Origin of the sequence: Stutzerimonas kirkiae (assembly GCF_004327335.1) — a bacterium.
GTDB lineage: Bacteria > Pseudomonadota > Gammaproteobacteria > Pseudomonadales > Pseudomonadaceae > Stutzerimonas > Stutzerimonas kirkiae.
The window spans coordinates 55,185-78,867 of record NZ_QJUO01000007.1; the positions used below are offsets into that span (position 1 = coordinate 55,185).

Here is a 23,683-nt window from a genome sequence, read left to right on the forward strand (position 1 = left end):
TGTGAGCACGGCTACCGAAGATGAACAAATCGAGCAACTCAAGGATTGGTGGCAGCGCAACGGCAAACCCCTGGTGACCGGTGGCCTGGTGGCCCTGGTGCTGGTGTTCGGCTGGCAGTTCTGGAAGAACCATCAACTCAAGCAGGCGCAAGGCGCGTCGGTGGTCTACCAGCAGTTGCTGACTGCCGCGCTCGACTCTCCCCAGGTCGATCCTGCCGAGATCGTGCGCCTGGGCGGCATATTGAAGAAAGACTTCGCCGGTACCCAGTATGCCCAGTACGGCAGCCTGTTCGTGGCCAAGGTCGCCCTGGAGGCCGGGCGCCTGGACGATGCCGTGAGCGAATTGCGCCTGGTGCTGGACAAGCCTGCCGATGCCACCCTGGAAGAGCTGGCCCGCCAGCGTCTGGCCCGGGTGCTGGCCGCCCAGGACAAGGCCGAGGAAGCGCTGGCGCTGCTGAATGGCGAGGCCGACAAGGCCTTCGCCGCCGGCCGCGAGGAACTGCGTGGCGACCTGCTGGTGCAACTTGGTCGTGAAGACGAGGCCCATGCCGCCTACAGCAAGGCCAAGGCGTCGCTGTCCCAGGACGCCGCCATTGGTGGCCTGCAATTGAAGCTCGATGATCTGGCCCGAGAGGAGGCTTGAAGCCATGCGCTGGAAGACGACTGCGTTGCTGGCCCTGGCCGTTCTGGCCGTGGGTTGCAGCAGCAACGACAAGAAAGAACCGCAACCGGCCGAACTGACCAAGTTCACTGCCGAGGTGAAGCTGAAGAAACAGTGGAGCCGTTCCATCGGCGATGGCCAGGGCAAGACCTACAACCTGCTGACGCCGGCACTCTATGGCGAGCATATCTATGCCGCCGATGTCGAGGGGCTGGTTGTCGCCATGGACCGCGAAACCGGCAAGGTCGTGTGGAAGCAGGACCTGGATGTGCCGGTCTCCGGTGGCGTGGGGGTCGGCTATGGCCTGGTGCTGGTCGGCACCCTGACTGGTGAAGTGCTGGCGCTGGACGTGGAAAGCGGCGAGCAGGTGTGGCGCACCAGGGTCAGCAGTGAAGTGCTGGCCTCGCCAGCGGTGAATGGCGATATCGTGCTGGTGCAGACCCAGGACGACCGCCTGATCGCCTTGAACATCGACGATGGCAGCCAGCGCTGGAGCTATGAGAGTTCGCCGGCGGTGCTGACCTTGCGCGGTACCGGGGCGCCGCTGTTGACCAACCAGTTGGCGATCGCCGGCCTGTCGTCGGGCAAGGTGGTGGCGCTGGACACCAGCCGTGGCCTGCCGGTATGGGAGCAGCGCGTCGCGGTTCCCCAGGGCCGCTCGGAGCTGGAGCGCATCGTCGATATCGACGGTGGCCTGCTGTTGTCCGGTGGCACCCTGTACGTTGCCACCTACCAGGGCCGCGCCGCCGCGCTGGAGCTGCAGAGCGGGCGTATCCTGTGGCAGCGCGATGCCTCGACCTATTCCGGTATCGCCCAGGGCTACGGCAGCATCTACCTGAGCCTGGCCGATGGCTCGGTGGAAGCGATCGACGAGCGCTCCACCACCGCGCTGTGGCGCAATGAGGAACTGACCCGCCGGCAACTGTCGGGGCCGTCGGTGTTTTCCAGTTATGTCGCTGTGGGCGATTTCGAGGGCTACCTGCATCTGCTGAGCCAGATCGATGGCCGCTTCGTGTCGCGTATCCGCATCGACAGTGCCGGGCTGCGCAGCCGCCCGGTGGTCGAGGGCGACTGGCTGTATGCCTATGGCAACGACGGCAAGCTGATGGCGTTGACCATCGAGCCGAACGACTGAGGTTTTCACCGCCCCCGTCGTCGCTGTCCGAGTGCTGGGCCGCTGCCATGCAGCGGCCTTCGTGTTTTCTGAAATATCGCAATGGAGAGCCGCATGGTTCCCGTAATCGCCCTGGTGGGCCGCCCCAATGTGGGCAAGTCCACGCTGTTCAACCGACTGACCAAGAGCCGCGACGCCATCGTGGCCGAATACGCCGGGCTGACCCGCGACCGCCAGTACGGCGAGGCCAAGTGGCAGGGCCAGTCCTATATCGTGATCGATACCGGCGGTCTTTCCGGCGACGAAGAGGGCATCGATGCGAAGATGGCCGAGCAATCGCTGCAGGCCATCGAGGAAGCCGATGCCGTGCTGTTCATGGTGGATGCGCGGGCCGGCCTGACCGCCGCCGACCAGATGATCGCCGAGCACCTGCGCAAGCGCAACAAGCGCAGTTTCCTGGTCGCCAACAAGGTCGACACCATCGACCCCGACCTGGCGCGTGCCGAGTTCAGCCCGCTGGGCCTGGGCGATGCCTCGCCGATCGCGGCGGCCCATGGCCGTGGCATCAGCCAGTTGCTGCAGGATGTGCTGGGCGTTTTCAAGCAGCCGGAGCCAGAGCCGGAGCCCGAGGAGGGCGCCGCCGACGAGACCGAGGAGCAGGCGCTGGCCCGTATCCCCGGCCCGAGCGAGAAGGATGGCATCAAGATCGCCATCATTGGCCGGCCGAATGTCGGCAAGTCGACCCTGGTCAACCGCATGCTCGGCGAAGAACGGGTCATCGTCTACGACCAGGCCGGCACCACCCGCGACAGTATCTATATCCCGTTCGAGCGCGATGAAGAGAAGTACACCCTGATCGACACCGCCGGTGTGCGTCGGCGCGGCAAGATCTTCGAGGCGGTGGAGAAGTTCTCCGTGGTCAAGACCCTGCAGGCGATCCAGGACGCCAACGTGGTGATCTTCGTCATGGATGCGCGGGAAGGGGTGGTCGAGCACGACCTGAACCTGCTCGGCTTCGTGCTGGAGACTGGTCGTTCGCTGGTCATCGCCCTGAACAAGTGGGACGGCATGGAGCCCGGCGAGCGCGATTATGTGAAGACCGAACTGGAGCGGCGACTGTTCTTCGTCGATTATGCCGATATCCATTTCATCTCCGCCAAGCACGGTACCGGTGTCGGCCACCTCTACAAGTCGGTGCAGAGCGCCTTCCGCTCGGCCATCACCCGCTGGCCGACCAGCCGCCTGACGCAGATCCTCGAGGACGCGGTGCGCGAGCACCAGCCGCCGATGGTCAGCGGCCGCCGCATCAAGCTGCGCTATGCCCACCTGGGCGGCGCCAATCCGCCGTTGATCGTGATCCACGGCAACCAGGTCGACGCGGTGCCCAAGTCCTATTCGCGCTACCTGGAAAATACCTACCGGCGCGTACTCAAGCTGGTCGGCACGCCGATCCGCATCGAATACAAGGGCGGCGAGAACCCCTACGAGGGCAAGAAGAACACCCTGACCGACCGCCAGGTGAACAAGAAGCGCCGGCTCATGTCGCACCACAAGAAGGCCGAGAAGAAGCGCCGGGACAAGAAGAAGTAGCGCTCGAGCGCGCCTGGCGATTGGCGGCGCGACCGGGGCAATCCCGCTGGATACGAGGCGCGGCCGGCCGCCCCGCGTCGGATATTTTCCTTTTCCTGCCGGCACCGTGGAGCGTTGGCCGATCTTTCCAGTCATATGGATATTGGAACCACGACTTTCAACGTCTTCGTAAGACGATAGGAGCGCGCCTGCAGGCTTGAAGTGCAGGGTGCTCCGTGCGCACCGGGGATAGCGCGTTACTCGCCGGTGCGCATGGCGCACCCTGCGACGGCTTCAGGCCTATGGCTGCTTTTACCCCGAAAGCCCTGGTTTTGAGCGAGCGAGTACCGCTCGGTCCAAGACGAAAGGAGGTCGATGGATGCGGTATATACGCAAGCTGATGCTATGGCTGGTCGCCGTTTTCCTGCTGCTGGTGGTCGCACTTGTGCTGTTCCTGGCGCTGTTCGACTGGAACCGGGCACGCCCGTTTATCAACCAGCAGGTCTCGGCGGCGCTGGACCGGCCGTTCGCCATCGAGGGCGATCTGCGCGTGGCCTGGCAGCGCGAGGCCGGCCAGCAGGGGCTGGCTGCCTGGATACCCTGGCCGAATGTCTCCGCAGAGCGCTTGCGCCTGGGCAACCCGGAATGGGCGCAGGGCGAGACCTTCGTCAGCCTCGACAGTGTTCGTTTGCGCCTGGCGCTGTTGCCGCTGTTGCGCAAGACCGTGCGCATTCCGAGTATCGAGCTGGGCGCGCCGCTGGCCGACCTGCAACGCCTTGCCGATGGCCGCGCCAACTGGACCTTCGAGCTCGGCGGCGAGCCGTCGGACGAGCCAGGACCCTGGACACTGGATATCGGCACCATCGGTTTTGACAAAGGCCAGCTCACGCTCGATGACCAAAGCAGCGACACCCGCCTGGAAGCGTCGATAGCACCGCTCGGCGAACCGATTCCTTTCGCCGAGATCGTCGGCAAGAACGTTGCCGGGCGCCTGGCCGAGACGAATACCAATGCACAGGACTACGCGTTCGCCTGGCAGGCCAAGGGCCACTTCCGTGGCCAGGCGGTTACCGGCAGTGGCCGTGTCGGTGGGCTGCTGGCGCTGCACGATGCGTCGCAGCCTTTTCCGTTGCAGGCGGACCTGCGCATCGGCGCCACCCATATCGTCCTGGCTGGCAGCCTGACCGACCCGCAGAACCTCGGCGCGCTGGATCTGCGCCTGCGCCTGTCCGGCAGCAGCCTGGACCATCTCTACCCGTTGACCGGCGTGACCCTGCCGCAAAGCCCGCGCTACAGCACCGATGGTCGCCTGCAGGCGGACTTGCGCGATGCCGATGGGGCGGTCTTCCGCTACCTCGGCTTCACTGGCCGCATCGGCGACAGTGATATCCACGGCGACCTGACCTTCGTCGCCCGCGAGCCGCGCCCCAAGCTGTCCGGCCAACTGACCTCCAACCAGTTGCTGTTCAGCGACCTGGCGCCGCTGATCGGCGCCGATTCCAGTGCCGATACCGGTCCTGGTGAAGCCGGGCGGGATCGGCAGCCAGCGAACAAGGTGCTGCCCGCCTCCGAGTTCCGTACCGATCGTTGGCGGGCCATGGATGCCGACGTGCGTTTCATCGGCAAGCGCATCGTGCACAGCGAGCACTTGCCCATCACTGACCTGGACACCCATGTGCTGCTCCATGACGGCATGCTCGGCCTCGAGCCGCTGCGTTTCGGCCTGGCCGGCGGCCAGCTCGACGCGCAGATACACCTCAACGGCGCGGTCACTCCATTGCAGGGGCAGATGCGCCTGAGTGCGCGTGACCTCAAGCTCAAGCAACTGTTTCCCGGTTTCGCACCAATGCAGACCAGTTTCGGCGAACTCAACGGCGATGCCAGCCTGGCGGCGCGTGGCAACTCGTTGGCGGCCCTGTTGGGCGCTGCCGACGGCGAACTGAAGATGCTGATCAACGATGGCGCGGTCAGCCGCGGGCTGATGGAAATCGCCGGGCTCAACGTAGGCAATTACCTGGTGGGGCGCTTGTTCGGTGACGATGAGGTGAAGATCCATTGTGCCGCCGCCGATCTTGGCATCGAGCGGGGGCTGATGAGCACGCGCCTGTTCGTCGTCGATACCGACAATGCGGTGGTCAAGGTCGACGGCAGTGCCAACTTCGCCAGCGAGCGGCTGGATTTCACCATCACCCCGGCGACCAAGGGGCTGCGCATCTTCTCCCTGCGTTCGCCACTCTATGTGCGCGGTACCTTCAAGGCGCCGGATGCTGGCGTGGAGGCCACGCCGCTGGCGTTGCGCGGGGCAGGCCTGCTGGCCCTTGGCGTGGCGGTGGCGCCGGCGGCCGGCCTGCTGGCGCTGGTGGCGCCCAGTGCCGGCGACGAGCCGAGCCAGTGTGAGCCGCTGTTGCGGCAGATACAGGGCGGAGATTGAGCGGCCTGCCCAGGGCGATCGCGCTCTGCACGGCAGACAGCCGAAACAGCGCTGGAAGGCTCGAGGCCGGACGAAAGTGCGTGGCAACCGCTATTTTTCGTCCAGCTTTCCAGCCTCCAGCGCTTTTATCGAAGCATCTTGCCGGTGAATAACGGTATAGCGCGATTGCCCTGTCAGCCTGCTTCCCGCGTATGGACACACCCCCGGCAGGCATGCAATCTTTCATGCCCCAGGCATTCGGTCGTTCCCATGATCCAGAGCAAGCTGCCCAGCGTCGGTACCACCATTTTCACCACCATGTCCCAGCTCGCGGCACAGACCGGGGCGATCAATCTTTCCCAGGGCTTTCCCGATTTCGACGGGCCGGAGGCCCTGCGCGAGGCCGTGGCCCGGCATGTGATGGCCGGGCACAACCAGTACGCGCCGATGACCGGCTTGCCGGCGTTGCGCGAGCAGGTCGCGGCCAAGGTCGCGGCCCTCTATGGCCGGGTGGTGAGCGCCGAGCACGAGGTGACCATCACCCCTGGTGCGACCGAGGCGCTGTTCTGTGCGATCCAGGCGCTGGTACGTACGGGCGACGAGGTGATCGTGTTCGACCCGAGCTACGACAGCTATGCCCCGGCGGTCGAGCTGGCGGGTGGGCGCTGTATCCATCTGCAACTGAAGCGGCCCGATTTTTCCATCGACTGGCAGGCACTGGCCGAGGCCATCGGCCCGCGCACCCGGCTTATCGTGCTGAATACCCCGCACAACCCCAGTGGTGCGCTGATCGCCAGGGCCGATCTCGACCAGTTGGCCGGGCTGATCCGTGGGCGCGATATCTACCTGCTGAGCGACGAGGTGTACGAGCACCTGGTCTTCGATGGGCGCGAGCACGCCAGCGTGCTGCGCCACGAAGAGTTGTACCAGCGTGCCCTGGTGGTCAGTTCCTTCGGCAAGACCTACCACGTCACCGGCTGGAAGACCGGCTATGTCATTGCCCCGCCGGCGCTGAGCGCCGAGCTGCGCAAGGTGCACCAGTACGTCAGTTTCTGCGGCGTGACGCCGTTGCAATGGGCGCTGGCGGATTTCATGGCGGCCTATCCGCAGCATATCGCCGAACTGCCGGATTTCTACCAGGCCAAGCGCGACCTGTTCTGCGACCTGCTGGCCGCTTCGCGCTTCACCTTCACGCGTTCGCCGGGCACTTATTTCCAGGTGGCCGATTATTCGGCGATCCGCCCCGACCTGAATGACGTGCAGATGGCCGAGTGGCTGGCCCGCGAGCATGGCGTGGCGACCATTCCGGTTTCCGTGTTCTACCAGGAGGCACCGGCCGACCTGCGCCTGGTGCGTTTCTGTTTTGCCAAACGGGAGGAGACGCTGCGCCAGGCAGCGCAACGACTATGCGCGATATGAGCCGATTACCCGATCTCGAACTGGCGCTGATCCAGACCGACCTGGTCTGGCAGGATGCCGAGGCCAACCGCCGTCGCTTCGAACCGCTGCTGGAGCAGGCGCGGGGCGCCGACCTGGTGGTGCTGCCGGAGATGTTCACCACCGCCTTCTCGATGGACTCCGCCGCGTTGGCGGAACCGGAGCAGGGGCCGAGCCATGTCTGGCTGAGCGAGCAGGCGCAGCGTATCGGCGCGGTGGTCAGCGGCAGCCTGATCACCCGGGCCGCCGATGGCAGCTACCGTAACCGGCTGCTGTGGGCGCGCCCCGATGGCCAGGTAGCGCACTATGACAAGCGCCACCTGTTCCGTATGGCCGGCGAGCACAAGCACTACACGGCGGGCGAGCGGCAGGCGCTGTTCGAGCTCAAGGGCTGGCAGGTGCGGCCGCTGATCTGCTACGACCTGCGTTTTCCGGTGTGGAGCCGCGATCCCCATGGCACCGATCTGCTGATCTACACCGCCAACTGGCCGGCGGCCCGGCGCGATGCCTGGAACCGCCTGTTGCCGGCGCGGGCCATCGAGAACCTGTGCTACGTCGCCGCCGTCAACCGGGTCGGCAGCGATGGCAAGGGCTATCCCTACAGCGGCGACAGCCAGGTGCTGGATTTCCTCGGCGACCCGCTGCTGACGGCGGGGGATGCCGATGGCGTACTCCGCGCCACCCTCAAGGCGGCCGACCTGGCCCGCTTCCGCGAGCGCTTCCCGGCCTACCAGGATGCCGATCCCTTCGTCCTGGATAACTGAGCCAGCGCGATAGGCTACGGATGGCCGTTGGAGCGTTGCGCCAGCGTGGCAATCTGCCGGTCTTGCAAGCGGCTGAGCCAGGCCAGCGCCAGGCTTGCGCCAATCAGCGCCATCAGCATGTCCGACTGGGTGTCCCAGGGATCGCCCTGGGTGCCGAGGAATTCGACTGCGCCTTGTCCGGCCAGTAGTGCGACCCACCATTCGAGCAGTTCGTAGAAGGCGCTGATGGCCAGCGCTACGCAGAGCGAGAGAAAGGCGAGCATCCTGCCGTTGGCCAGGTAATTTCCGCGCACGAGTATTTCCCGGGCGATCAGCGCGGGAACGAAGCCCTGCATGAAATGCCCCAGCTTGTCGTACGGGTTGCGGCCAAGCTCGAAGAAATCCTCTACCCAAAAGCCCAGCGGGACCCGTGCATAGGTATAGGCACCACCCAGGATCAGGACCAGCGCATGGGCCGCGATCAGGATGTAGAGCAATTGGGTAAGTGGAAAGCGGCGGTGGCTGAGGATCAGTAGCGGTGCAGCTATCAGTACGGGCGCCACCTCCAGCAGCCAGGTGGCACGATCATAGGGGGCGATGCCGGAAAGGAGCAGGGCGAGCAGGACCGCGAGCCCGAGTGCCGGGTAGAGTATCTTCTGAGGTATCATTTTTCCGCCTTATTGTTCGCTTTCGCTGTGGCCGGGGACTGGCAATGGACGAGCAAGGGGCGCCGTGCGCACCCTGCGGGCGTTCCGCTTCCAGCTTGTGGCTTCCGGCTGCGGTTACCCGTAAGAACCTGTTCACGATCTGCTGCGCGTCGGCCCTGTCGCATTGAAACAGGCTCGGCAAGCCGATTGCGGCTAACGCACTTCAGTGCGACCCCGGAGGGGCGAGCGCAGCGAGTCATGCTCATTTACCACTCTTGAACTCCGCTTGACTCGCTGCGCTCACCCTGCGGGCCAGCCTCCGGCTGTTACGCCCTTTGGTCGTTGCGCCTTGCGGGGCTCTGGCTCGCGAGATCGTGAACAGGTTCTGTTGGAAGGCGCTCTTATCAGGCCGCTTTCAGCGATGCCATGTCGATCACGAAGCGGTATTTCACATCGCTCCTGAGCATGCGCTCGTAGGCTTCGTTGATGTCCTTGATATCGATCATCTCGATCTCCGAAACGATGCCGTGCTCGGCGCAGAAGTCGAGCATTTCCTGGGTTTCGGCGATGCCGCCGATCAGCGAGCCGGCCAGGCGGCGGCGCTTGAAGATCAAGCCGAAGACATCCGGAGACGGGTGGGGCGAGTCCGGGGCGCCGACCAGGGTCATGGTGCAGTCGCGCTTGAGCAGGGCGAGGAAGGCATTCAGGTCATGGGGCGCGGCGACCGTATCGAGGATGAAGTCGAAGCTGTTCAGGTGCGTGTTCATTTCTTGCGGGTCCTTCGAAACCACCACTTCGGCGGCGCCCAGGCGCAGGGCGTCTTCGCGCTTGCCCGGGGAGGTGGTGAACAGCACCACATGGGCGCCCATGGCCTTGGCGATCTTCACCGCCATATGGCCCAGCCCGCCAAGACCGACCACGCCGACCTTCTGGCCCGGGCCGACCTTCCACTGGCGCAGCGGCGAGTAGGTGGTGATGCCGGCGCACAGCAGCGGCGCCACTGCCGCCAGGTTGCCGCTGTGGGAGATGCGCAGGACGAATTCCTCGTCCACCACGATGCTGTCGGAATAACCGCCCAGGGTGTTCTCGCCGCCGAATACCGGGCCGTTGTAGGTGCCGGTGAAGCCGTTCTCGCAATACTGCTCCAGCCCTTCGCCACAGGACGGGCAACTGCGGCAACTGTCGACCATGCAGCCGACGCCGGCCAGGTCGCCGACCTTGAAGCCCTTCACCGCGGTGCCGACGGCGACCACGCGGCCGACTATTTCATGGCCGGGGACCGAGGGGTAAAGGGTGTTGTGCCATTCGTTGCGGGCGGTATGCAGGTCGGAGTGGCAGACGCCGCAATAGAGTATCTCGATCTGCACATCGCTGGCGCCCGGGCTGCGGCGCTGGAAGTCGTAGGGCTGGAGGGGCGAGTCCGGTGAGTGGGTGGCGTAGCCTTTGGCTTCGATCATGGTCATGTACTCGTCTGGCGGTGAATGGACTTCTGCTTCCACAGGGCGCCAGTCTACGCCCGATGGCTGGCTGATCCAGCGCTTCGATAAAAGCGCGGGAGGCTGGAAGCTGGACGAAAGGTACGGGTTGCAGCCAGGCCGCTGTTCGCAACGACAGCGGGGGCTATTTCTCGCACAACCCTAAAGGCCGGGCCTGTTGTGACACGAGGCTGCGTTACTCGATGGCGCATCTGGCCCACCACAAAAACGCCGGGAGTGTTTTTGTGTGTAAGCCCCAAGGGCTGAAGCGCATGGATGCGCTGAGCAAACTTCGCTCCTCGCGCCTTGCCCCGTGTAACCACAGGCGTCGGCGCGGGCGCGCCGAAACGTCAACAGACCCTGGAGGCCGTTGGAAAACTCCCACCTCCAAGCGCAGCCTGCAGTGTTTGAAGCTTGAAGCTTGAAGCTGCTTTTTTTACCAACTGTAGCTGACCGATCCGATCAGGCTGCGTTCGTCGCCGTAGCGGCAGGAGTTGGCGCAGTACAGGTAGCGTTGGTCGCCGAGGTTCTGGCCCTTGAGGCTCAGTTGCCAGTGTTCGTCCAGGCTATAGCTGATGCGCGCATCGAACAGTGTATAGGCCGGGATCTTGCGGTCGCTGATGCTCGGCTGGGTGTGGGTGGTGCCGTTGTAGCGGGCGCCCGCGCCCAGCGACAGGCCTGGCAGGCCGAAGGCTTCCATACGGTAGTCGAGCCAGAGCGAGGCGCTGTGGTAGGGCGTGCCCTCGACGCGCGAGCCTTCGAGCGTGGCGTTGTTGTCGTCGATGATATGGGCGTCCGTGTAGGCGTAGGCGGCGGTGATGGCCAGTGCCGGCGTCAGTTGCCCCTTGGCTTCCAGCTCCAGGCCCTTGCTGCGTTCGCGGCCGGTCTGCTCGTCGAAGTCGGCGCCGGGGATCGCGCTCAGCACGTTGCTCTGGGTCAACTGGTAGAGCGCCGCGCTGAGCATCAGCTCGCGCCCTGGCGGCTGGTAGCGGATACCGATCTCGTACTGCTCGCCCTCGGTGGGCAGGAAGGCCCTGCCGTCGCTGCCGCTGCCCGCGATGGGCAGGAACGACTGGCTGTAGCTGACATAGGGCGCCAGGCCATTCCGGGCGAGGTAGACCAGGCCGACGCGGCCGGTGCTCTTGCTGTCGTCGGTGCCGCTGCGCGAGCCGTCGCGGTAGTTGCGGGTATCGCTGTCGGCCCAGTCGTGGCGCAGGCCGAACAGGGCGACCCAGCGCTCGTCGAGCTTGACCTGGTGCTGCAGGTAGAGGCCCAGTTGGCGGCTGTGCAGGTCCGAGCCGCGGTCGATGGCGGTGTTCACCTGGGGCAGGTTGCCGTACACCGGGTTGGCCAGGTCCAGCAGCGGTGCGTTGCCGCTGAAGCGGTGGCTGTCGTAGGTCTTGCGGTAATAGTCGAGGCCGCTCAGCAGCGAATGCTGCCAGCGGCCCTGTTCCAGGGTCCATTGCAGGTTGGTGTCGCTGGTCCAGCCGGTGGCGATGTCTTCGCGCGAGTTGTAGCTGCGGGTCAGCAACGACAGCTCGGGGCCGGTGACGCTGCTGCTGTTGAGGGTGATGTAGTCATAGTCGCTGCGGGACTCGAAGTAGCGGGCGGCATGGCGCAGTTGCAGGTTGTCGCCGAGCTGGCGCTCCAGCAGGTAGCCGAAGGTCTGCAGGGTGCCATCGTACTGGTCGTAGTCCGGCTCGCCGGGGAACAGGTCGTAGGGCACCTTGTAGCCGGGCGTGTCGCTGTAGGTGGTGATGTCGTAGCGTATCGGCGGCGTCAGGGTGGTCCGGGTACGCTGGTGGCTGGCCAGCAGCGTCAGGCGGGTGCGCTCGTCGATCTGCCAGGCGAAGGCCGGGGCGATGTATTGCTTGTCGTCGTCGATGGCATCGTACTGGCTGCCGCTGTCGCGCCACAGGGCGGTCAGGCGGTAGCTGAAGCGCCCTTCGTCGTCGAGCGGGCCGCTGTGGTCGGTGGCCAACTGACGGCGCTGGTGATTGCCGTATTCCAGTTCGATCTCGTGCAGTGGGTCCTGGCTGGGGCGCTTGCTCAGGATGTTGACCAGGCCTCCGGGCGCGAGTTGCCCGTAGAGCACCGACGCGGCGCCCTTGAGCACTTCCACACGCTCCAGCCCGTAGGGTTCCTGGCCGCCTTCGAACTGCGTGCTCTGCAGCTTCATGCCGTCGCGTAGCACGCTGCCGGTGCGTGGGCCGATGTCGAAGCCGCGCAGCCGGTAGTCGTCGGCGACCCGGCTGTAGCCGTTCGGCTGGCTGATCAGTCCGGCGGTGTAGCCGAGCACGTCGGCCAGGCTGTCGCTGCGGCGCAGTTGCATTTCCTCGCGGGTGACGACCGAGACCGACTGGGGCGTTTCCAGCAATGACATATCGGTCTTGCCCATGGTCGCACTGCGCCTGGCGACCAGGCTGTGGGCCGGTCCCCAGGCGTCCTGGCGGCTCCCGCCCACTTCGATATCGGACAGTTCCAGGGCCGCCTCGTCGCGCGGCCCGACGCTCAGGGTGCCGCTGGGGGTGATGTGCAGGCGCAGGGGCGAGCCGCCGAGCAGCTTGTCGATGGCCTGTTCGGCGCTGTAGCTCCCTTGCAGTGCCGGCGCGCTGAGGCCGCGGGTCAGGGGGGCGCTGAAGACGATGCCGCGGCCACTCTGGCGGGCGATGGCCGTCAGGCTGGCGTCGAGCGGGCCGGCGGGCAGGTCGAACTGGACCAGTTGCTGCCGGCTGGCTGCGGGGTTGCCGTCGTCGGCGATGACGGGTTGCCCGCTCAGGCACAGGGCGATGGCCAGGGGCAGGGCGGTGAGATGGCGTGGTGGGCGCATGCGGCATACCTCGTATGCTGTGGTCGATGCAGGTGATGTGATGCGCCTGGGGGAAATGTTAAGAGGCGGGTGAAAATTTTTTCAGCGCAGGTCCACACGCGTCCACCAGCCGAAGTGGCGCTCGATCCTGACCGGCAGGGTTTCTTCGAGCGAACGCAGTGCCTGGGCCGTGTCGTCGAGCGGGAAAATGCCGGAGACGCGCAAGGCGGCTGCCTCCCGTGAGCAGGACAGCAGGCCCCGTTGATAGGGCCGCAGGAAGTCGAGAATGTCCTCGAGCGGGCGGTCGTGCACTTCCAGGATGCCTTCCTGCCAGCGACCTTCGCCGGCATGCCGCGCGTCCAGCGGCAGGATGCCGGCGGAGGCGAGTGAAGCGCCTTGCCCGGCGGCCAGGGTCGAGGTAGTGCCATCGAGGGCCTGCAACCTCACCTGCGATTCCTGTACCCATACATGGGCGGCCGCGTCGTGCAGGCTGACGCTGAACTGCGTACCCAGGGCGCGGATTTCGCCAAAGGCGGTACGCACCAGCAGAGGGCGTTGCGGGTCACTGGCGACCTTGACGTTCAGCGCCCCCTCGCGCAGTTCCAGGAGGCGCAGTTTTTCATCGAACGCCAGCCGCAGCCGGCTGCGGGCGTTGAGCACCAGGCTGCTGCCGTCTTCCAGTTCGAAGCGGCGGCGTTCGGCGAGGCCGCTGCGCAGGTCATTGTGGCCGGGTGGCAGCATGCCGCTGCGCTGCAGCCACCAGCCTCCCGCGCCGATACCGGCAATGACCAGTGCGCCACGCAGCAGGTGGCGACGGCTGCTGCCCGCCAGGCTGAGCATCTGCTGCGAGGCTTGCGGCAGGCCGCCGAGCATCTGGTCGAGACGCTGCCGCAGGTCGTCACAGGCCTGGCGGTTGGCCGGGCTGGCATCCAGCCAGTGCTGGAAACGCCGCCGCTGTTCTTCGTTCATGCTGCCCGAGCGCTCCAGGGCCAGCCACTCGATGGCCTCGTCGACTTCCTGCGGCAGTTGCCTGGGGTTCATTGCGGCTCCAGGGCGAGATAGCAGAGGCGCATGGCCTTGACCATGTACTGGTGCACCCTCGGCGTGGAAACGCCCAGCCGCTGGCCGATCTCCGCGTAGGTAAGGCCTTCGAGGTGGCTGTAGAGGAAGGCGCTGCGCGCACGTGGCGAGAGGCCATCGAGGATTTCATCCAGGACGATCAGCGCCTCCAGGGCTTCGGCCCGTTCTTCCGCCGCCGGCTCGTACTGCTGGGGTTGCTGGGCCAGGGTTTGCAGATAGGCACGCTCCAGGTCGCGGCGCCGCCAACTGGCGAAGACCAGCCGCTTGGCGATGGTGGTGAGCATCGCCCGGGGTTCGCGGATGGCCTGGGGCGCGGGCAGCGCCACGACCTGGGCAAAGGTCTCCGCCGCCATGTCGGCCGCATCCTGGCGGCAACCCAGGCGGGTGCGCAGGCGCTCCAGCAACCAGCCGTGGTGGTCGCCGAACAACTGCTGCAAGACACGGTTGCGCATGGCCAGATACTGCGGGTCGGAAGGCGGGAGCGACATCGGTGCGGTACTTTATGATGCAAAATATTATCAATATGATGATTGCTGCCATTCGGTACTGCAACTGGTGCGCGAATCAGGGCGATCGTATCGTATGAACGCTCACCTCCGCTCCCTGGCAGGCATATGCCTGCGGCAGGGGAAGACAGTACGGCTGGATTGGCAATAGTGTGTCTGGCTGGCTTCTGGATCGTAGAGCGTGATCTCGGGCTCATCGTTCCTGTGCGAATGCCTGGTGGCGGGACGGGGCACGCGTGAATACATCCCTGGCGGCGAAGGCCCCGTCCCGCCACCTGGCATCCGCACAGCCACTAGCGGCGGTGCCTGTGGGAAAGAGCTGGCCCTGCGAATGATTCAGGCACCGTGCCGACGGCTCTTTCCAACGTCGCCACGGTATTTTCCGCGAGCCCGGCCAGCCCGCGACGAAACCTCAGTCGGCAGGGACGCCGACGGAGAGTGCTCCTTATTCATATGAACGGCGGGGTCATGCGTATTTCGTAGCGGGGCTGCGACAGCACGGGCACCAGGACACCGCCAGCGGCCTACGATGCAACGCACACTTGATTGCCAATCCAGTCGCAACGAGGTGGCACACGAATTATCCGGCTTCCACGGCCATGGGCCGGGATTTCATGGGATCGTCCTGCGCGGTGCATCTTTCTCCTTCCCTATGAGGTGAAATACCTGCATCGGGCGGCTTGCAGAGTGGCCATGTCGATCAGGAGGCGGTATTTCACCGCGCGCCTGAGCATGCCTTCATAGGCTTCGTCGATGCACTTGATATCGGTCGCCTCGATCTCCGAGACGATGCCGTGTCCGGCGTAGAAACCGAGCATTTCCTGGGTTTAGGCGTTGCCGCCGGTCAGTGATCCGGCCAGGCGGAGGCGTTCGAAGACCAGGCCGGCGACCCCTGGTGCGCACGGCGCATCCTACCCAGAACATCAGGCTTTTGGGCTGATCATGTGGCGTTGCAGTGCCTCGATAAAGGCGCGGTTGAGCCTTCCAGGTCATGCCCGATTCCAGCGCGGAATTCCCCCGTGCTGCTGTTTCAGCATCGGGCCGCCCGAAAATCTCTTCTTTGAGCGTGCGGGGAACACTCCCGATACTCCATCGCATTGCCAACAGGAGAACCCCCATGCCCCAGTCGTTTTCAGCCCGTGCCGTCGATACCGCCTCCCTGCCGGTGATCGATATCGGCGACCTGTCCAGTGACGATCCCGCACGTATCGCCGCCCTTGCCGAGCGCCTGCATCGTGCCTGTCGCGACAAGGGTTTCTTCTACGTCGTCGGCCACGGTATCGACCCGGCGTTGCAGCAGGCGGTGTTTGACCATGCCGCCGAGTTCTTCGCCCTGCCCGAGGCGGCCAAGGCCGCGCTGGACAAGCGCCATTCGCCGGCCAATCGCGGCTATGAAGCCTTGCGCGGCCAGGTCCTCGAGGCCGGCACGCCGCCGGATGTCAAGGAAGGTTTCTATATCGGCCCCGAGCTGGACGACCAGCATCCGGCGGTGCAGGCCGGGCGCTTCAACCATGGCGCCAACCAGTGGCCGGCCGAATGCCCCGAGTTCTCCGGGGTGATGCTGCGCTACCTGGATGAGGTCACCGGCCTGGGCGAGCGCCTGATGGGATTGCTGGCGCTGTCCCTCGGTTTGCCGCGGGAACACTTCGCCGATTATTGTCGGGAACCCTTGACCACCTTGCGGCTGTTGCACTATCCGCCACAGCCGGCCAAGCCGCAGCCGGGCGAGAAGGGTTGTGGCGCGCATACCGACTTCGGTGGCCTGACCCTGCTGCTGCAGGACGCCAACGGTGGCCTGCAGGTCTGGGATGCTAACAGCGGGGAGTGGTTGGTGGCTACGCCGATCCCCGGCAGCTATGTGGTCAACCTGGGCGATATGATCGCCCGCTGGACCAACGATCGCTACCGTTCCACGTTGCACCGGGTGGTCAACAGCAGTGGCCATGAGCGCTATTCTGTTCCGTTCTTCTACAGCGGCAACCCGGATCATCTCGTCGAATGCCTGCCCGGATGCCTGGCCGAGGGCGCGGCGCCGCGTTATCCGGCGGTGACCGTCGAGGAGCACCTGCGCGAGATGTACCAGAGGACTTACGCATGACCGCCCGCCATATCGTCCTTATCCATGGTGCCTGGGCCGGCAGTTGGGTCTGGGAGCCGTTGCTGCCGGCGTTGCGAGCCGCAGGTTTCGAGCCCCATGCCGTGGACCTGCCCGGCAACCGTGGCGAACTGCCGTTCGCGGCGGTGAGTCTGGAGCGCTACCGCGGCCATGTGCTGGCCGTGCTGGAAAGCCTCGATGGCCCGGCGCACCTGGTGGCCCATTCCGGCGGCGGGGTGACTGCCACTGCCGTGGCCGAGGCGGCGGCGGAACGGATCGCCAGCGTCACCTATATCGCCGGCATGATGCTGCCCAGCGGTATGGGCTTCGGCCAGCTCTGCGCGCAACTGGCGGCGGAGGGGGCCGATGTCGCCGGGGTCGGTCCATACCTGGAAGTGCTGCCGGGGGCTTCCCGGGTGCCACCGGCCGCGGCCCGCGAGATATTCCTCGGCGATGTGGCGGATGAAGCGGCCTGGCACGCCGCCCGGTGTATGGTCGCGCAGCCCGATGGTGGCCGGGATATCGTCGCCGACTGGAGCGCCGAGCGTTTCGGCCGACTGCCCAGGCTGTATGTCGAGGCCCTGGACGATCGCTCGGTGACCTTGCCCGCGCAACGGCGCATGCAGGAACTGACGCCGGGGGCGCAACGCCTGAGCCTGGCGTGCGGGCATGTACCGCAACTGGCCGCGCCGGATGCGCTGCTAGAAGGCCTGCTGGCGTTCTTCGCTCGTATCTGACCCGGTTTTTCGCGGCCATCCAGGCCGGGCTTCTATCCGTGATCCGGCGATTCGGCCGCCTACAAAGACGAAAGCCCCGCATGGCGGGGCTTCGTCGTTACCCGGTGGCGCGCCGTGGGGCGCGTCACCGACACCTGAATCAGTGGAACTGGTTCATGGTGTTGTCTTTACCGCTCGCTTTCAGAGCCGCTTCACCAGCGAAATACTCCTTGTGGTTGTCGCCGATGTCGGAGCCAGCCATGTTCTGGTGCTTGACGCAGGCGATACCCTGGCGCAGTTCCTCACGCTGTACGCCTTTGACGTAGGCCAGCATGCCCTGGTCGGCGAAGTACCCTTTGGCCAGGTTGTCGGTGGACAGCGCGGCGGTGTGGTAGGTCGGCAGGGTGATCAGGTGGTGGAAGATACCGGCGTGGGCCGAACCGTCGCGCTGGAAGGTGCGGATCTTCTCGTCGGCAACCTTGGCCAGCTCGGTTTCGTCGTACTCGACGCTCATCAGCTTGGCGCGGTCGTAGGCGGAGACATCCTTGCCTTCGGCAACGAATGCATCGAACACTTGTTGACGGAAGTTCAGCGTCCAGTTGAAGGACGGGCTGTTGTTGTAGACCAGCTTGGCATTCGGGATCACCTTGCGGATCTCGTCAACCATGGCTGCGATCTGGCCAACGTGCGGCTTCTCGGTTTCGATCCACAGCAGGTCGGCACCGTTCTGCAGCGAAGTGATGCAGTCCAGTACGCAGCGCGCCTCGCCAGTGCCGGCACGGAACTGGAACAGGTTGGACGGCAGGCGCTTCGGACGCAGCAGTTTGCCCTCGCGATTGATCACGACGTCGCCATTGCCCAGCTCGGCGGCGGAGACTTCTTCGCAGTCGAGGAAGGCGTTGTACTGGTCGCCCAGGTCGCCGGGCTCTTTGGTCACGGCGATCTGCTTGGTCAGGCCGGCGCCCAGGGAGTCGGTACGTGCAACGATCACGCCGTTGTCGATGCCCAGTTCGAGGAAGGCGTAGCGAACGGCGGCGACCTTGGCCAGGAAGTCGGCGTGGGGAACGGTCACCTTGCCGTCCTGGTGGCCGCACTGCTTCTCGTCGGAAACCTGGTTCTCGATCTGGATGCAGCAGGCACCGGCCTCGATCATGCGCTTGGCCAGCAGGTAGGTGGCTTCCGGGTTGCCGAAGCCGGCGTCGATGTCGGCGATGATCGGTACGATATGGGTTTCGTAGTTGTCGATCTGCGACTGGATCTCGGCGGCCTTGGCGTTGTCGCCGGCTTCGCGGGCGGCGTCCAGGGCGGTGAACAGCAGGTCCAGCTCGCGCGAGTCAGCCTGACGCAGGAAGGTGTAGAGCTCTTCGATCAGGCCGGAAACGGCGGTTTTCTCGTGCATGGACTGGTCGGGCAGCGGGCCGAAGTCGGAACGCAGCGCGGCAACCATCCAGCCGGACAGGTACAGGTATTTCTTGTTGGTGGTCTTCAGGTGCTTCTTGATCGAGATCAGCTTCTGCTGCCCGATGAAGCCATGCCAGCAACCCAGGGACTGCGTGTAGACGGAAGCGTCGGCGTCGTACTCGGCCATGTCTTTGCGCATGATGTCAGCGGTGTACTGGGCGATCTCCAGGCCGGTCTTGAAGCGGTTCTGGGCGCGCATGCGGGCGACGGATTCAGGGTTGATAGCGCTCCAGCTGCTGCCAGCGGCTTCTTTGAGAGCGGCAACTGCCTTGATGTCGTTTTGATAAGCGGACATGGTCAATCCTTCAAAGATACGAGTTGGTTAGGGTACCGACTGCTCCCGCCGAGAACCTGCGTGCTGGCATTGATCGGTGCGGCACCAGGCAGAGCGTCGAAATATCGACCGGGCGAAACGTTGATCCGAAGGTGACAGGGGGCTGCTTCATCGGGCTTGGGGCGGGACCGCGCAGAGTGTGGAGCATTCTGTCGTCGTCTTGATCGTGCGACGTCGCGGGTGGCCGGCAGGACCGATGCATCAGGTGCTTCCCCGTCCCTCGGGACGACTCGTTCCAGTCGCAACCTCGTCAGTCTGCCTTGTGAGCAGTACAGTCACGGAGCGGCTCTGCTGGTTGGCTTGAGCACGCTCCGGGGGTCTTTTCGGACCCCTGGTTAGCGGGAGCGAGGCCATCATGCTCCGGGCAAAATGCTTCGTCAATGCTTTTTGTAGTGTTTTTTGTAGGGCACTACATTTTTCCCGGGGCAGGCCAAAAGTGCCTATTGGAGTATATCCACCTTTAGTCTTAGGCCCAGGTTTCGCGGGCCTTCGGTGCTGTAGCGACGGTTGCCGGGGGCCTGTCCGGAGTCGCCGCTTTCGTCGACTTCGGCGATGCTGATCCATTCCCCGAGGTTGCCTCCGATGCGGGTGCTGCTGTCGCGGGTTTCGATGCGATTGGTCTGCTGCCCGGCGAGGCTGTCGCGGCGTGTTTCCAGCGTGACTTCCACGCGGTTGCCGATGACGTAGGCGGTTGCGTAGAAACCGTTCACCAGCTCATGGTAGTGGGTCTGTTGCTGGAGGCGGCCATAGGCATCCGTTGTGGTGCTTTCCAGGGGAACGATCTGGCCGGTCTGGATCAGCGCCGGATGGCCTTCGGTGGCCTGGATGCGGCGGATGCCAGTGCCGTTGCCGAGGGTCTGGCGGCGGATGATGCGGGTGGTGGCCGGCCCGTCGCTTGGGGGCCGTTGCATATCGTCGTCGGTAGGAATGTCGTCGAGAGTCCGGTAGTCGCCGTCGCCCCGCAAGGCGCGGTCCTGGCTGTCGACGCTGATCAGCAGCCGGCGGGGTTCCCGGTCCAGCTGTACCAGCACTTCGCGCAGTTCGCCGATGGCTTCGGCCGGGGCGCTGACGATCAACTGGTTTTCATGGGCAGTGACCTTGCCCCGTTCGCCGATCAGCGATTGTGCGACCGGCAGCAATTGCTCGCCCAGGCGGAAGTTCAGGGTGATGATTTCCGTGTCGGCCTGCACCGGCAGGCAGGCGAGCAGGAAGAGACTGACGAGGATATTGCGCAGGGTGGCCATGGTGACGGACTCCGGGGGCGATATCAGGCAACAGCCGGAAAGAGCGCTGGGGCTGGACGAAACGCGGGAGATAGCCGGTGCTTTTCGTGCTCCAGCCTCCGGTGGTCCCCGCATCGAAGCACCTTGCCAGCGGTGACGATGAAATGCCAACGGTTCTGTGCCTACAATTCGCATCATTCATTCCAGCAGTGGCAGTAATAGCATGACCCACGGGAAAACACTCGACGCCTGGCTGGCGAGCCATCCGCTGGTCCGGGAGTTGCTGGCGCTCAGGGAAACCACCTGGTTCAACCCGGCCATCGCGCCTGTCGCCACCGCGCTGGCCGATGTTGGCCTGGATGCGGGCGACGTGGCCCAGGCCAGCGCGCGACTGCAGCGCTTCGCACCCTATATCGCCAAGGTGTTCCCACAAACCGCGGCGGCGGGAGGCATCATCGAGTCGCCGCTGGTCGTCGTGGACAAGCTGCGCCAGCGTCTACTGGAAGAGGCCGGGTTGTCGAGCGGCGGCTCGCTGTGGCTGAAGCTGGACAGCGAGCTGCCGATTTCCGGCTCGATCAAGGCGCGGGGCGGTATCCATGAGGTATTCAAGCATGCCGAGGACCTGGCCTTGCAGGCCGGCCTGGTGCGCATCGGCGACGATTATTCCGTGCTGGACAGTGAAGAGGCGCGTCGTTTCTTCGGCCAGTACAAGGTTGCGGTCGGTTCCACCGGCAACCTGGGGCTCTCCATCGGCATCATGAGTGCGAAACTGGGCTTCCAGGCCACGGTGCATATGTCGTCCGATGCCCGGCAGTGGAAGAAGGACCGGCTCAGGGCCAGTGGTGTCACGGTCATCGAGTACGATTCGGACTATAGCGTCGCGGTGGAGCAGGGAAGAAAGCAGGCCGAGTCCGACCCTATGTGTTATTTCGTGGACGACGAGAACTCGCCGCATCTGTTTCTCGGTTATGCCGTCGCGGCAGAGCGGCTGGCACGGCAGTTCGAGCAGGCAGGGGTGGCCGTCGATGCCGAGCATCCGCTCTTCGTCTATCTGCCGTGTGGCGTGGGCGGTGGCCCGGGTGGCGTTGCCTTCGGGCTCAAGCTGGTGTTCGGCGATGCGGTGCATTGTGTTTTCGCCGAGCCGACTCATTCACCCTGCATGCTGCTGGGTGTCTATACCGGGCTGCATGAGCAGATCAGCGTCCAGGAGCTGGGCATCGATAACATCACGGCCGCCGACGGGCTGGCGGTCGGGCGGCCATCCGGCTTCGTCGGCAAGGCGATGCAGCGCCTGATCGATGGTTATTACACGGTCGATGACGATACGCTGTTCCGCCTGCTGGCCATGCTCAACGAGCTTGAGACGCTGCGCCTGGAGCCTTCGGCCCTGGCCGGGGTACCAGGAATGCTGCGGGTGCTGCGCGATGGCACCTATCTGCAACGTATCGGCGCCAGTGCGGCACGGCTGGAGCGGGCTACGCACCTGGTCTGGGCCACGGGTGGCAGCATGGTGCCGGAGCCGGTGTTCGCCGCCTATCTCGAGCAAGGCCGCAGCCTGCTCTGAATATCAGCCGTCGCCGGGTGGGAAGGTCAGGGCGATTGCGCTATGCCGTCATTCACCGAAAGCGGCTTCGATAAAAGCGCTGGAGGCTGGAAAGCTGGACGAAAAACACCAGTTGCCGCGCGCTTTCGTCCAGCCTCCAGCGCCCTTTTCGGCGCTTTGCCGTGCGCAAGGCTGCCGCCCGCGACACTTGATCGTTGAAGTGGTCCTAGGCCAGGGTTGAAGGATTCAACCCTGGCGGACCATGTCCACATGGGGGATGCCGGCTTCGAGGAATTCGTCGCTGACCACCTCGAAACCCAGTCGTTCGTAGAAGCGGGTCGCATGCACCTGGGCCGTCAGGTACTGGCGGTCCAGTCCCATGCGTTCGGCTTCGGCGATCACGGCCTGCATCAGCGCTTCACCGACCTTCAGGCCGCGCCAGTCGCGCAGCACCGCGACCCTGCCGATATGTCCATCACGCAGCAGGCGGGCGGTGCCGATTGCATAGTCGCCGTCGAGGGCTAGGAAGTGCACGGCCTCGGCGTCTTCGGCATCCCACTCCAGTTCGGGGGGGACGGCCTGCTCGGCAACGAATACCGCTTCGCGGATGCGCCGCAGGTCGCCGTTGTCCCGGCTCCAGTCGGCGATACGGATTTGCAAGTCATTCATCGGCGAACTCCAGACTCCCCTGCTTGACCAGTTGCAGCAGGAGATTAAGCCCATCTTCGTCGGCCAGCCACTGGCCGAGGTTGTCGATATGTAACGCCTGCGCCGAGCATAGCTGTTTCAGTAGTTCGCGCAGGTGCCCCGGCAGCAGGCGGCTCTGGCCACTGGCGAACAGCAGCAGGCCGACGTCCACTTCGCTCCAGGCCAGGCGGGCGCTGGGGTTGCGTACCAGCACGGCGCCATCCTGCAGGGCCGCGAGCAGTTCGTCCTGCTCGACCGGCTCGCCTTCGACCCGTTCCGGGTAGCGGGGCTCGGTCATGAACTGGCCGAACCAGGTCAGCAGCAGGCGCTCGTCGTTCATGTGCTCGCCGAGCAGTGCCTTGAGCCGGTCGAGGGCGTCATGCTGGATCTGGTGCGGGTCGCTGGCGGGTTGCAGGTCAGGGTCGCTGTAACGTTCTTCGTCCGTGAGGAACTGGGCGAGGAAGTCGGTGAAATGGGTCAGCACCTCGGCGGCGCTCGGTGCGCGAAAGCCGACCGAGTAGGTCATGCAGTCGTCCTCGGCGGTACCGAAGTGGGCCAGGCGCGGCGGCAGGTAGAGCATGTCGCCAGGCTCGAGTACCCATTCATCGGTACCCTGGAAGTCTGCCAGGATGCGCAGGTCCGGGTGCTCCAGCAGGGGGCTGTCGCTGTCGCACATCTGGCCGATACGCCAGCGCCGATGGCCATGGGCCTGTAGCAGGAACACGTCGTAATTGTCGAAGTGCGGGCCCACGCCGCCGCCGGGCGTGGCGAAGCTGATCATGATGTCGTCGATGCGCCAGTTGGGCAGGAAGCCGAAATATTCGACCAGTTCGCCGACTTCCGGCACCAGTTGGTCGACCGACTGCACCAGCAGGGTCCAGTCTTTCTCCGGCAGTTGCTGGTAGGTGCTTTCCTCGAACGGGCCGCGCCGCAGTTCCCACGGGCGGTCGCCGTGTTCGATGACCAGGCGCGATTCGACTTCCTCTTCCAGCGACAGGCCAGCCAGTTCGTCCGGGGTGATCGGGCTCTGGTAGCCGGGGATGGCCTGGCGGATCAGCAGGGGTTTCTTCTGCCAGTAGTCGCGCAGGAATTCCCGGGCGCTGATGCCGCCAAGGATTTGCAGGGGAATGTCGGATGTCATCGCTTGTTACCTTGCCCGGGATACGAGCTGTA

19 protein-coding genes are annotated in these 23,683 nt (G+C 64.9%); 9 read left to right on the forward strand and 10 right to left on the reverse strand.

The genetic code is table 11. The features are described from left to right. Position 1 precedes the first annotated feature (1 nt). From DNJ95_RS06195 to DNJ95_RS06220, 6 genes are all read left to right on the forward strand, one after another. Positions 2-643: a YfgM family protein gene (locus tag DNJ95_RS06195; protein WP_131183859.1), complete on the forward strand. Its 642-nt coding sequence runs from the start codon at positions 2-4 to the stop codon at positions 641-643. A 4-nt stretch (positions 644-647) separates the two neighbouring features. Continuing rightward, positions 648-1,796, forward strand: a complete 1,149-nt coding sequence (gene bamB / locus DNJ95_RS06200) for an outer membrane protein assembly factor BamB (RefSeq protein ID WP_131183860.1) — start codon at positions 648-650, stop codon at positions 1,794-1,796. A 93-nt stretch (positions 1,797-1,889) separates the two neighbouring features. Next, positions 1,890-3,365: a ribosome biogenesis GTPase Der gene (gene der, locus DNJ95_RS06205; protein WP_131183861.1), complete on the forward strand. Its 1,476-nt coding sequence runs from the start codon at positions 1,890-1,892 to the stop codon at positions 3,363-3,365. A gap of 358 nt (positions 3,366-3,723) precedes the next feature. Continuing rightward, positions 3,724-5,775: an AsmA family protein gene (locus DNJ95_RS06210; RefSeq protein ID WP_131183862.1), complete on the forward strand. Its 2,052-nt coding sequence runs from the start codon at positions 3,724-3,726 to the stop codon at positions 5,773-5,775. 249 nt (positions 5,776-6,024) lie between these two features. Beyond that, positions 6,025-7,173, forward strand: coding sequence for a pyridoxal phosphate-dependent aminotransferase (locus DNJ95_RS06215; protein ID WP_131183863.1), 1,149 nt, complete (start codon positions 6,025-6,027; stop codon positions 7,171-7,173). Beyond that, on the forward strand, positions 7,161-7,955 hold the full coding sequence (locus DNJ95_RS06220) for an amidohydrolase (protein ID WP_131183864.1): 795 nt from the start codon (positions 7,161-7,163) through the stop codon (positions 7,953-7,955). Before DNJ95_RS06215 ends, DNJ95_RS06220 begins: the two co-directional genes overlap by 13 nt. A 14-nt stretch (positions 7,956-7,969) precedes the next feature. Here DNJ95_RS06220 and DNJ95_RS06225 read toward each other — a convergent pair whose 3' ends face one another. From DNJ95_RS06225 to DNJ95_RS19170, 6 genes are all read right to left on the reverse strand, one after another. Continuing rightward, positions 7,970-8,602 carry a DUF2238 domain-containing protein gene (locus DNJ95_RS06225; protein ID WP_131183865.1) on the reverse strand — a complete coding sequence of 211 codons (633 nt, stop codon included), beginning with the start codon at positions 8,600-8,602 and terminating at the stop codon, positions 7,970-7,972. A 383-nt stretch (positions 8,603-8,985) separates the two neighbouring features. Further along, entirely contained in the window at positions 8,986-10,038 is a 1,053-nt protein-coding gene (locus DNJ95_RS06230) for an NAD(P)-dependent alcohol dehydrogenase (RefSeq protein ID WP_131183866.1), read from the reverse strand. A 454-nt stretch (positions 10,039-10,492) separates the two neighbouring features. After that, positions 10,493-12,886, reverse strand: coding sequence for a TonB-dependent siderophore receptor (locus DNJ95_RS06235; RefSeq protein ID WP_131183867.1), 2,394 nt, complete (start codon positions 12,884-12,886; stop codon positions 10,493-10,495). 81 nt (positions 12,887-12,967) lie between these two features. Beyond that, positions 12,968-13,906: a FecR domain-containing protein gene (locus tag DNJ95_RS06240; RefSeq protein WP_131183868.1), complete on the reverse strand. Its 939-nt coding sequence runs from the start codon at positions 13,904-13,906 to the stop codon at positions 12,968-12,970. Beyond that, on the reverse strand, positions 13,903-14,433 hold the full coding sequence (locus DNJ95_RS06245) for a sigma-70 family RNA polymerase sigma factor (protein WP_131183869.1): 531 nt from the start codon (positions 14,431-14,433) through the stop codon (positions 13,903-13,905). The genes DNJ95_RS06240 and DNJ95_RS06245 overlap by 4 nt, the downstream gene beginning before the upstream one ends. Positions 14,434-15,101: 668 nt before the next feature. After that, a complete protein-coding gene (locus DNJ95_RS19170) occupies positions 15,102-15,269 on the reverse strand; it encodes a hypothetical protein (protein ID WP_165491556.1) in 168 nt (55 codons plus the stop codon). 299 nt (positions 15,270-15,568) lie between these two features. On the opposite strand from DNJ95_RS19170, the gene DNJ95_RS06250 reads away from it, so the two are divergent. Further along, on the forward strand, positions 15,569-16,549 hold the full coding sequence (locus DNJ95_RS06250) for an isopenicillin N synthase family dioxygenase (protein ID WP_131183870.1): 981 nt from the start codon (positions 15,569-15,571) through the stop codon (positions 16,547-16,549). Continuing rightward, the gene (locus tag DNJ95_RS06255) at positions 16,546-17,283 is read left to right on the forward strand and encodes an alpha/beta fold hydrolase (RefSeq protein ID WP_131183871.1); all 738 of its coding nucleotides are present in this window, start codon (positions 16,546-16,548) and stop codon (positions 17,281-17,283) included. Before DNJ95_RS06250 ends, DNJ95_RS06255 begins: the two co-directional genes overlap by 4 nt. A 139-nt stretch (positions 17,284-17,422) precedes the next feature. Here the strand turns inward: DNJ95_RS06255 and DNJ95_RS06260 are convergent, their stop codons facing one another. Next, positions 17,423-19,018, reverse strand: coding sequence for an isocitrate lyase (locus DNJ95_RS06260; RefSeq protein ID WP_131183872.1), 1,596 nt, complete (start codon positions 19,016-19,018; stop codon positions 17,423-17,425). 479 nt (positions 19,019-19,497) lie between these two features. Beyond that, positions 19,498-20,301, reverse strand: a complete 804-nt coding sequence (locus DNJ95_RS06265; protein ID WP_131183873.1) for a secretin N-terminal domain-containing protein — start codon at positions 20,299-20,301, stop codon at positions 19,498-19,500. A 202-nt stretch (positions 20,302-20,503) separates the two neighbouring features. Here DNJ95_RS06265 and dsdA point away from each other — a divergent pair, with 202 nt between their 5' ends. Continuing rightward, positions 20,504-21,844: a D-serine ammonia-lyase gene (gene dsdA / locus DNJ95_RS06270; RefSeq protein WP_131183874.1), complete on the forward strand. Its 1,341-nt coding sequence runs from the start codon at positions 20,504-20,506 to the stop codon at positions 21,842-21,844. Between the two features lie 225 nt (positions 21,845-22,069). On the opposite strand, the gene DNJ95_RS06275 is transcribed toward dsdA, so the two are convergent. Next, a complete protein-coding gene (locus tag DNJ95_RS06275; protein ID WP_131183875.1) occupies positions 22,070-22,492 on the reverse strand; it encodes a GNAT family N-acetyltransferase in 423 nt (140 codons plus the stop codon). Next, positions 22,485-23,651: a ribosomal protein uL16 3-hydroxylase gene (locus DNJ95_RS06280; protein ID WP_131183876.1), complete on the reverse strand. Its 1,167-nt coding sequence runs from the start codon at positions 23,649-23,651 to the stop codon at positions 22,485-22,487. The genes DNJ95_RS06275 and DNJ95_RS06280 overlap by 8 nt, the downstream gene beginning before the upstream one ends. Positions 23,652-23,683: the final 32 nt, after the last annotated feature.

Bases quoted from the DNA above. Each gene is read 5' to 3' on its own strand.
- bamB (WP_131183860.1), top strand. From the start codon at position 648: ATGCGCTGGAAGACGACTGCGTTGCTGGCCCTGGCCGTTCTGGCCGTG.
- der (WP_131183861.1), top strand. From the start codon at position 1,890: ATGGTTCCCGTAATCGCCCTGGTGGGCCGCCCCAATGTGGGCAAGTCC.
- DNJ95_RS06210 (WP_131183862.1), top strand. From the start codon at position 3,724: ATGCGGTATATACGCAAGCTGATGCTATGGCTGGTCGCCGTTTTCCTG.
- DNJ95_RS06215 (WP_131183863.1), top strand. From the start codon at position 6,025: ATGATCCAGAGCAAGCTGCCCAGCGTCGGTACCACCATTTTCACCACC.
- DNJ95_RS06220 (WP_131183864.1), top strand. From the start codon at position 7,161: ATGCGCGATATGAGCCGATTACCCGATCTCGAACTGGCGCTGATCCAG.
- DNJ95_RS06225 (WP_131183865.1), bottom strand. From the start codon at position 8,602: ATGATACCTCAGAAGATACTCTACCCGGCACTCGGGCTCGCGGTCCTG.
- DNJ95_RS06230 (WP_131183866.1), bottom strand. From the start codon at position 10,038: ATGATCGAAGCCAAAGGCTACGCCACCCACTCACCGGACTCGCCCCTC.
- DNJ95_RS06235 (WP_131183867.1), bottom strand. From the start codon at position 12,886: ATGCGCCCACCACGCCATCTCACCGCCCTGCCCCTGGCCATCGCCCTG.
- DNJ95_RS06240 (WP_131183868.1), bottom strand. From the start codon at position 13,906: ATGAACCCCAGGCAACTGCCGCAGGAAGTCGACGAGGCCATCGAGTGG.
- DNJ95_RS06245 (WP_131183869.1), bottom strand. From the start codon at position 14,433: ATGTCGCTCCCGCCTTCCGACCCGCAGTATCTGGCCATGCGCAACCGT.
- DNJ95_RS19170 (WP_165491556.1), bottom strand. From the start codon at position 15,269: ATGCTCGGTTTCTACGCCGGACACGGCATCGTCTCGGAGATCGAGGCG.
- DNJ95_RS06250 (WP_131183870.1), top strand. From the start codon at position 15,569: ATGCCCCAGTCGTTTTCAGCCCGTGCCGTCGATACCGCCTCCCTGCCG.
- DNJ95_RS06255 (WP_131183871.1), top strand. From the start codon at position 16,546: ATGACCGCCCGCCATATCGTCCTTATCCATGGTGCCTGGGCCGGCAGT.
- DNJ95_RS06260 (WP_131183872.1), bottom strand. From the start codon at position 19,018: ATGTCCGCTTATCAAAACGACATCAAGGCAGTTGCCGCTCTCAAAGAA.
- DNJ95_RS06265 (WP_131183873.1), bottom strand. From the start codon at position 20,301: ATGGCCACCCTGCGCAATATCCTCGTCAGTCTCTTCCTGCTCGCCTGC.
- dsdA (WP_131183874.1), top strand. From the start codon at position 20,504: ATGACCCACGGGAAAACACTCGACGCCTGGCTGGCGAGCCATCCGCTG.
- DNJ95_RS06275 (WP_131183875.1), bottom strand. From the start codon at position 22,492: ATGAATGACTTGCAAATCCGTATCGCCGACTGGAGCCGGGACAACGGC.
- DNJ95_RS06280 (WP_131183876.1), bottom strand. From the start codon at position 23,651: ATGACATCCGACATTCCCCTGCAAATCCTTGGCGGCATCAGCGCCCGG.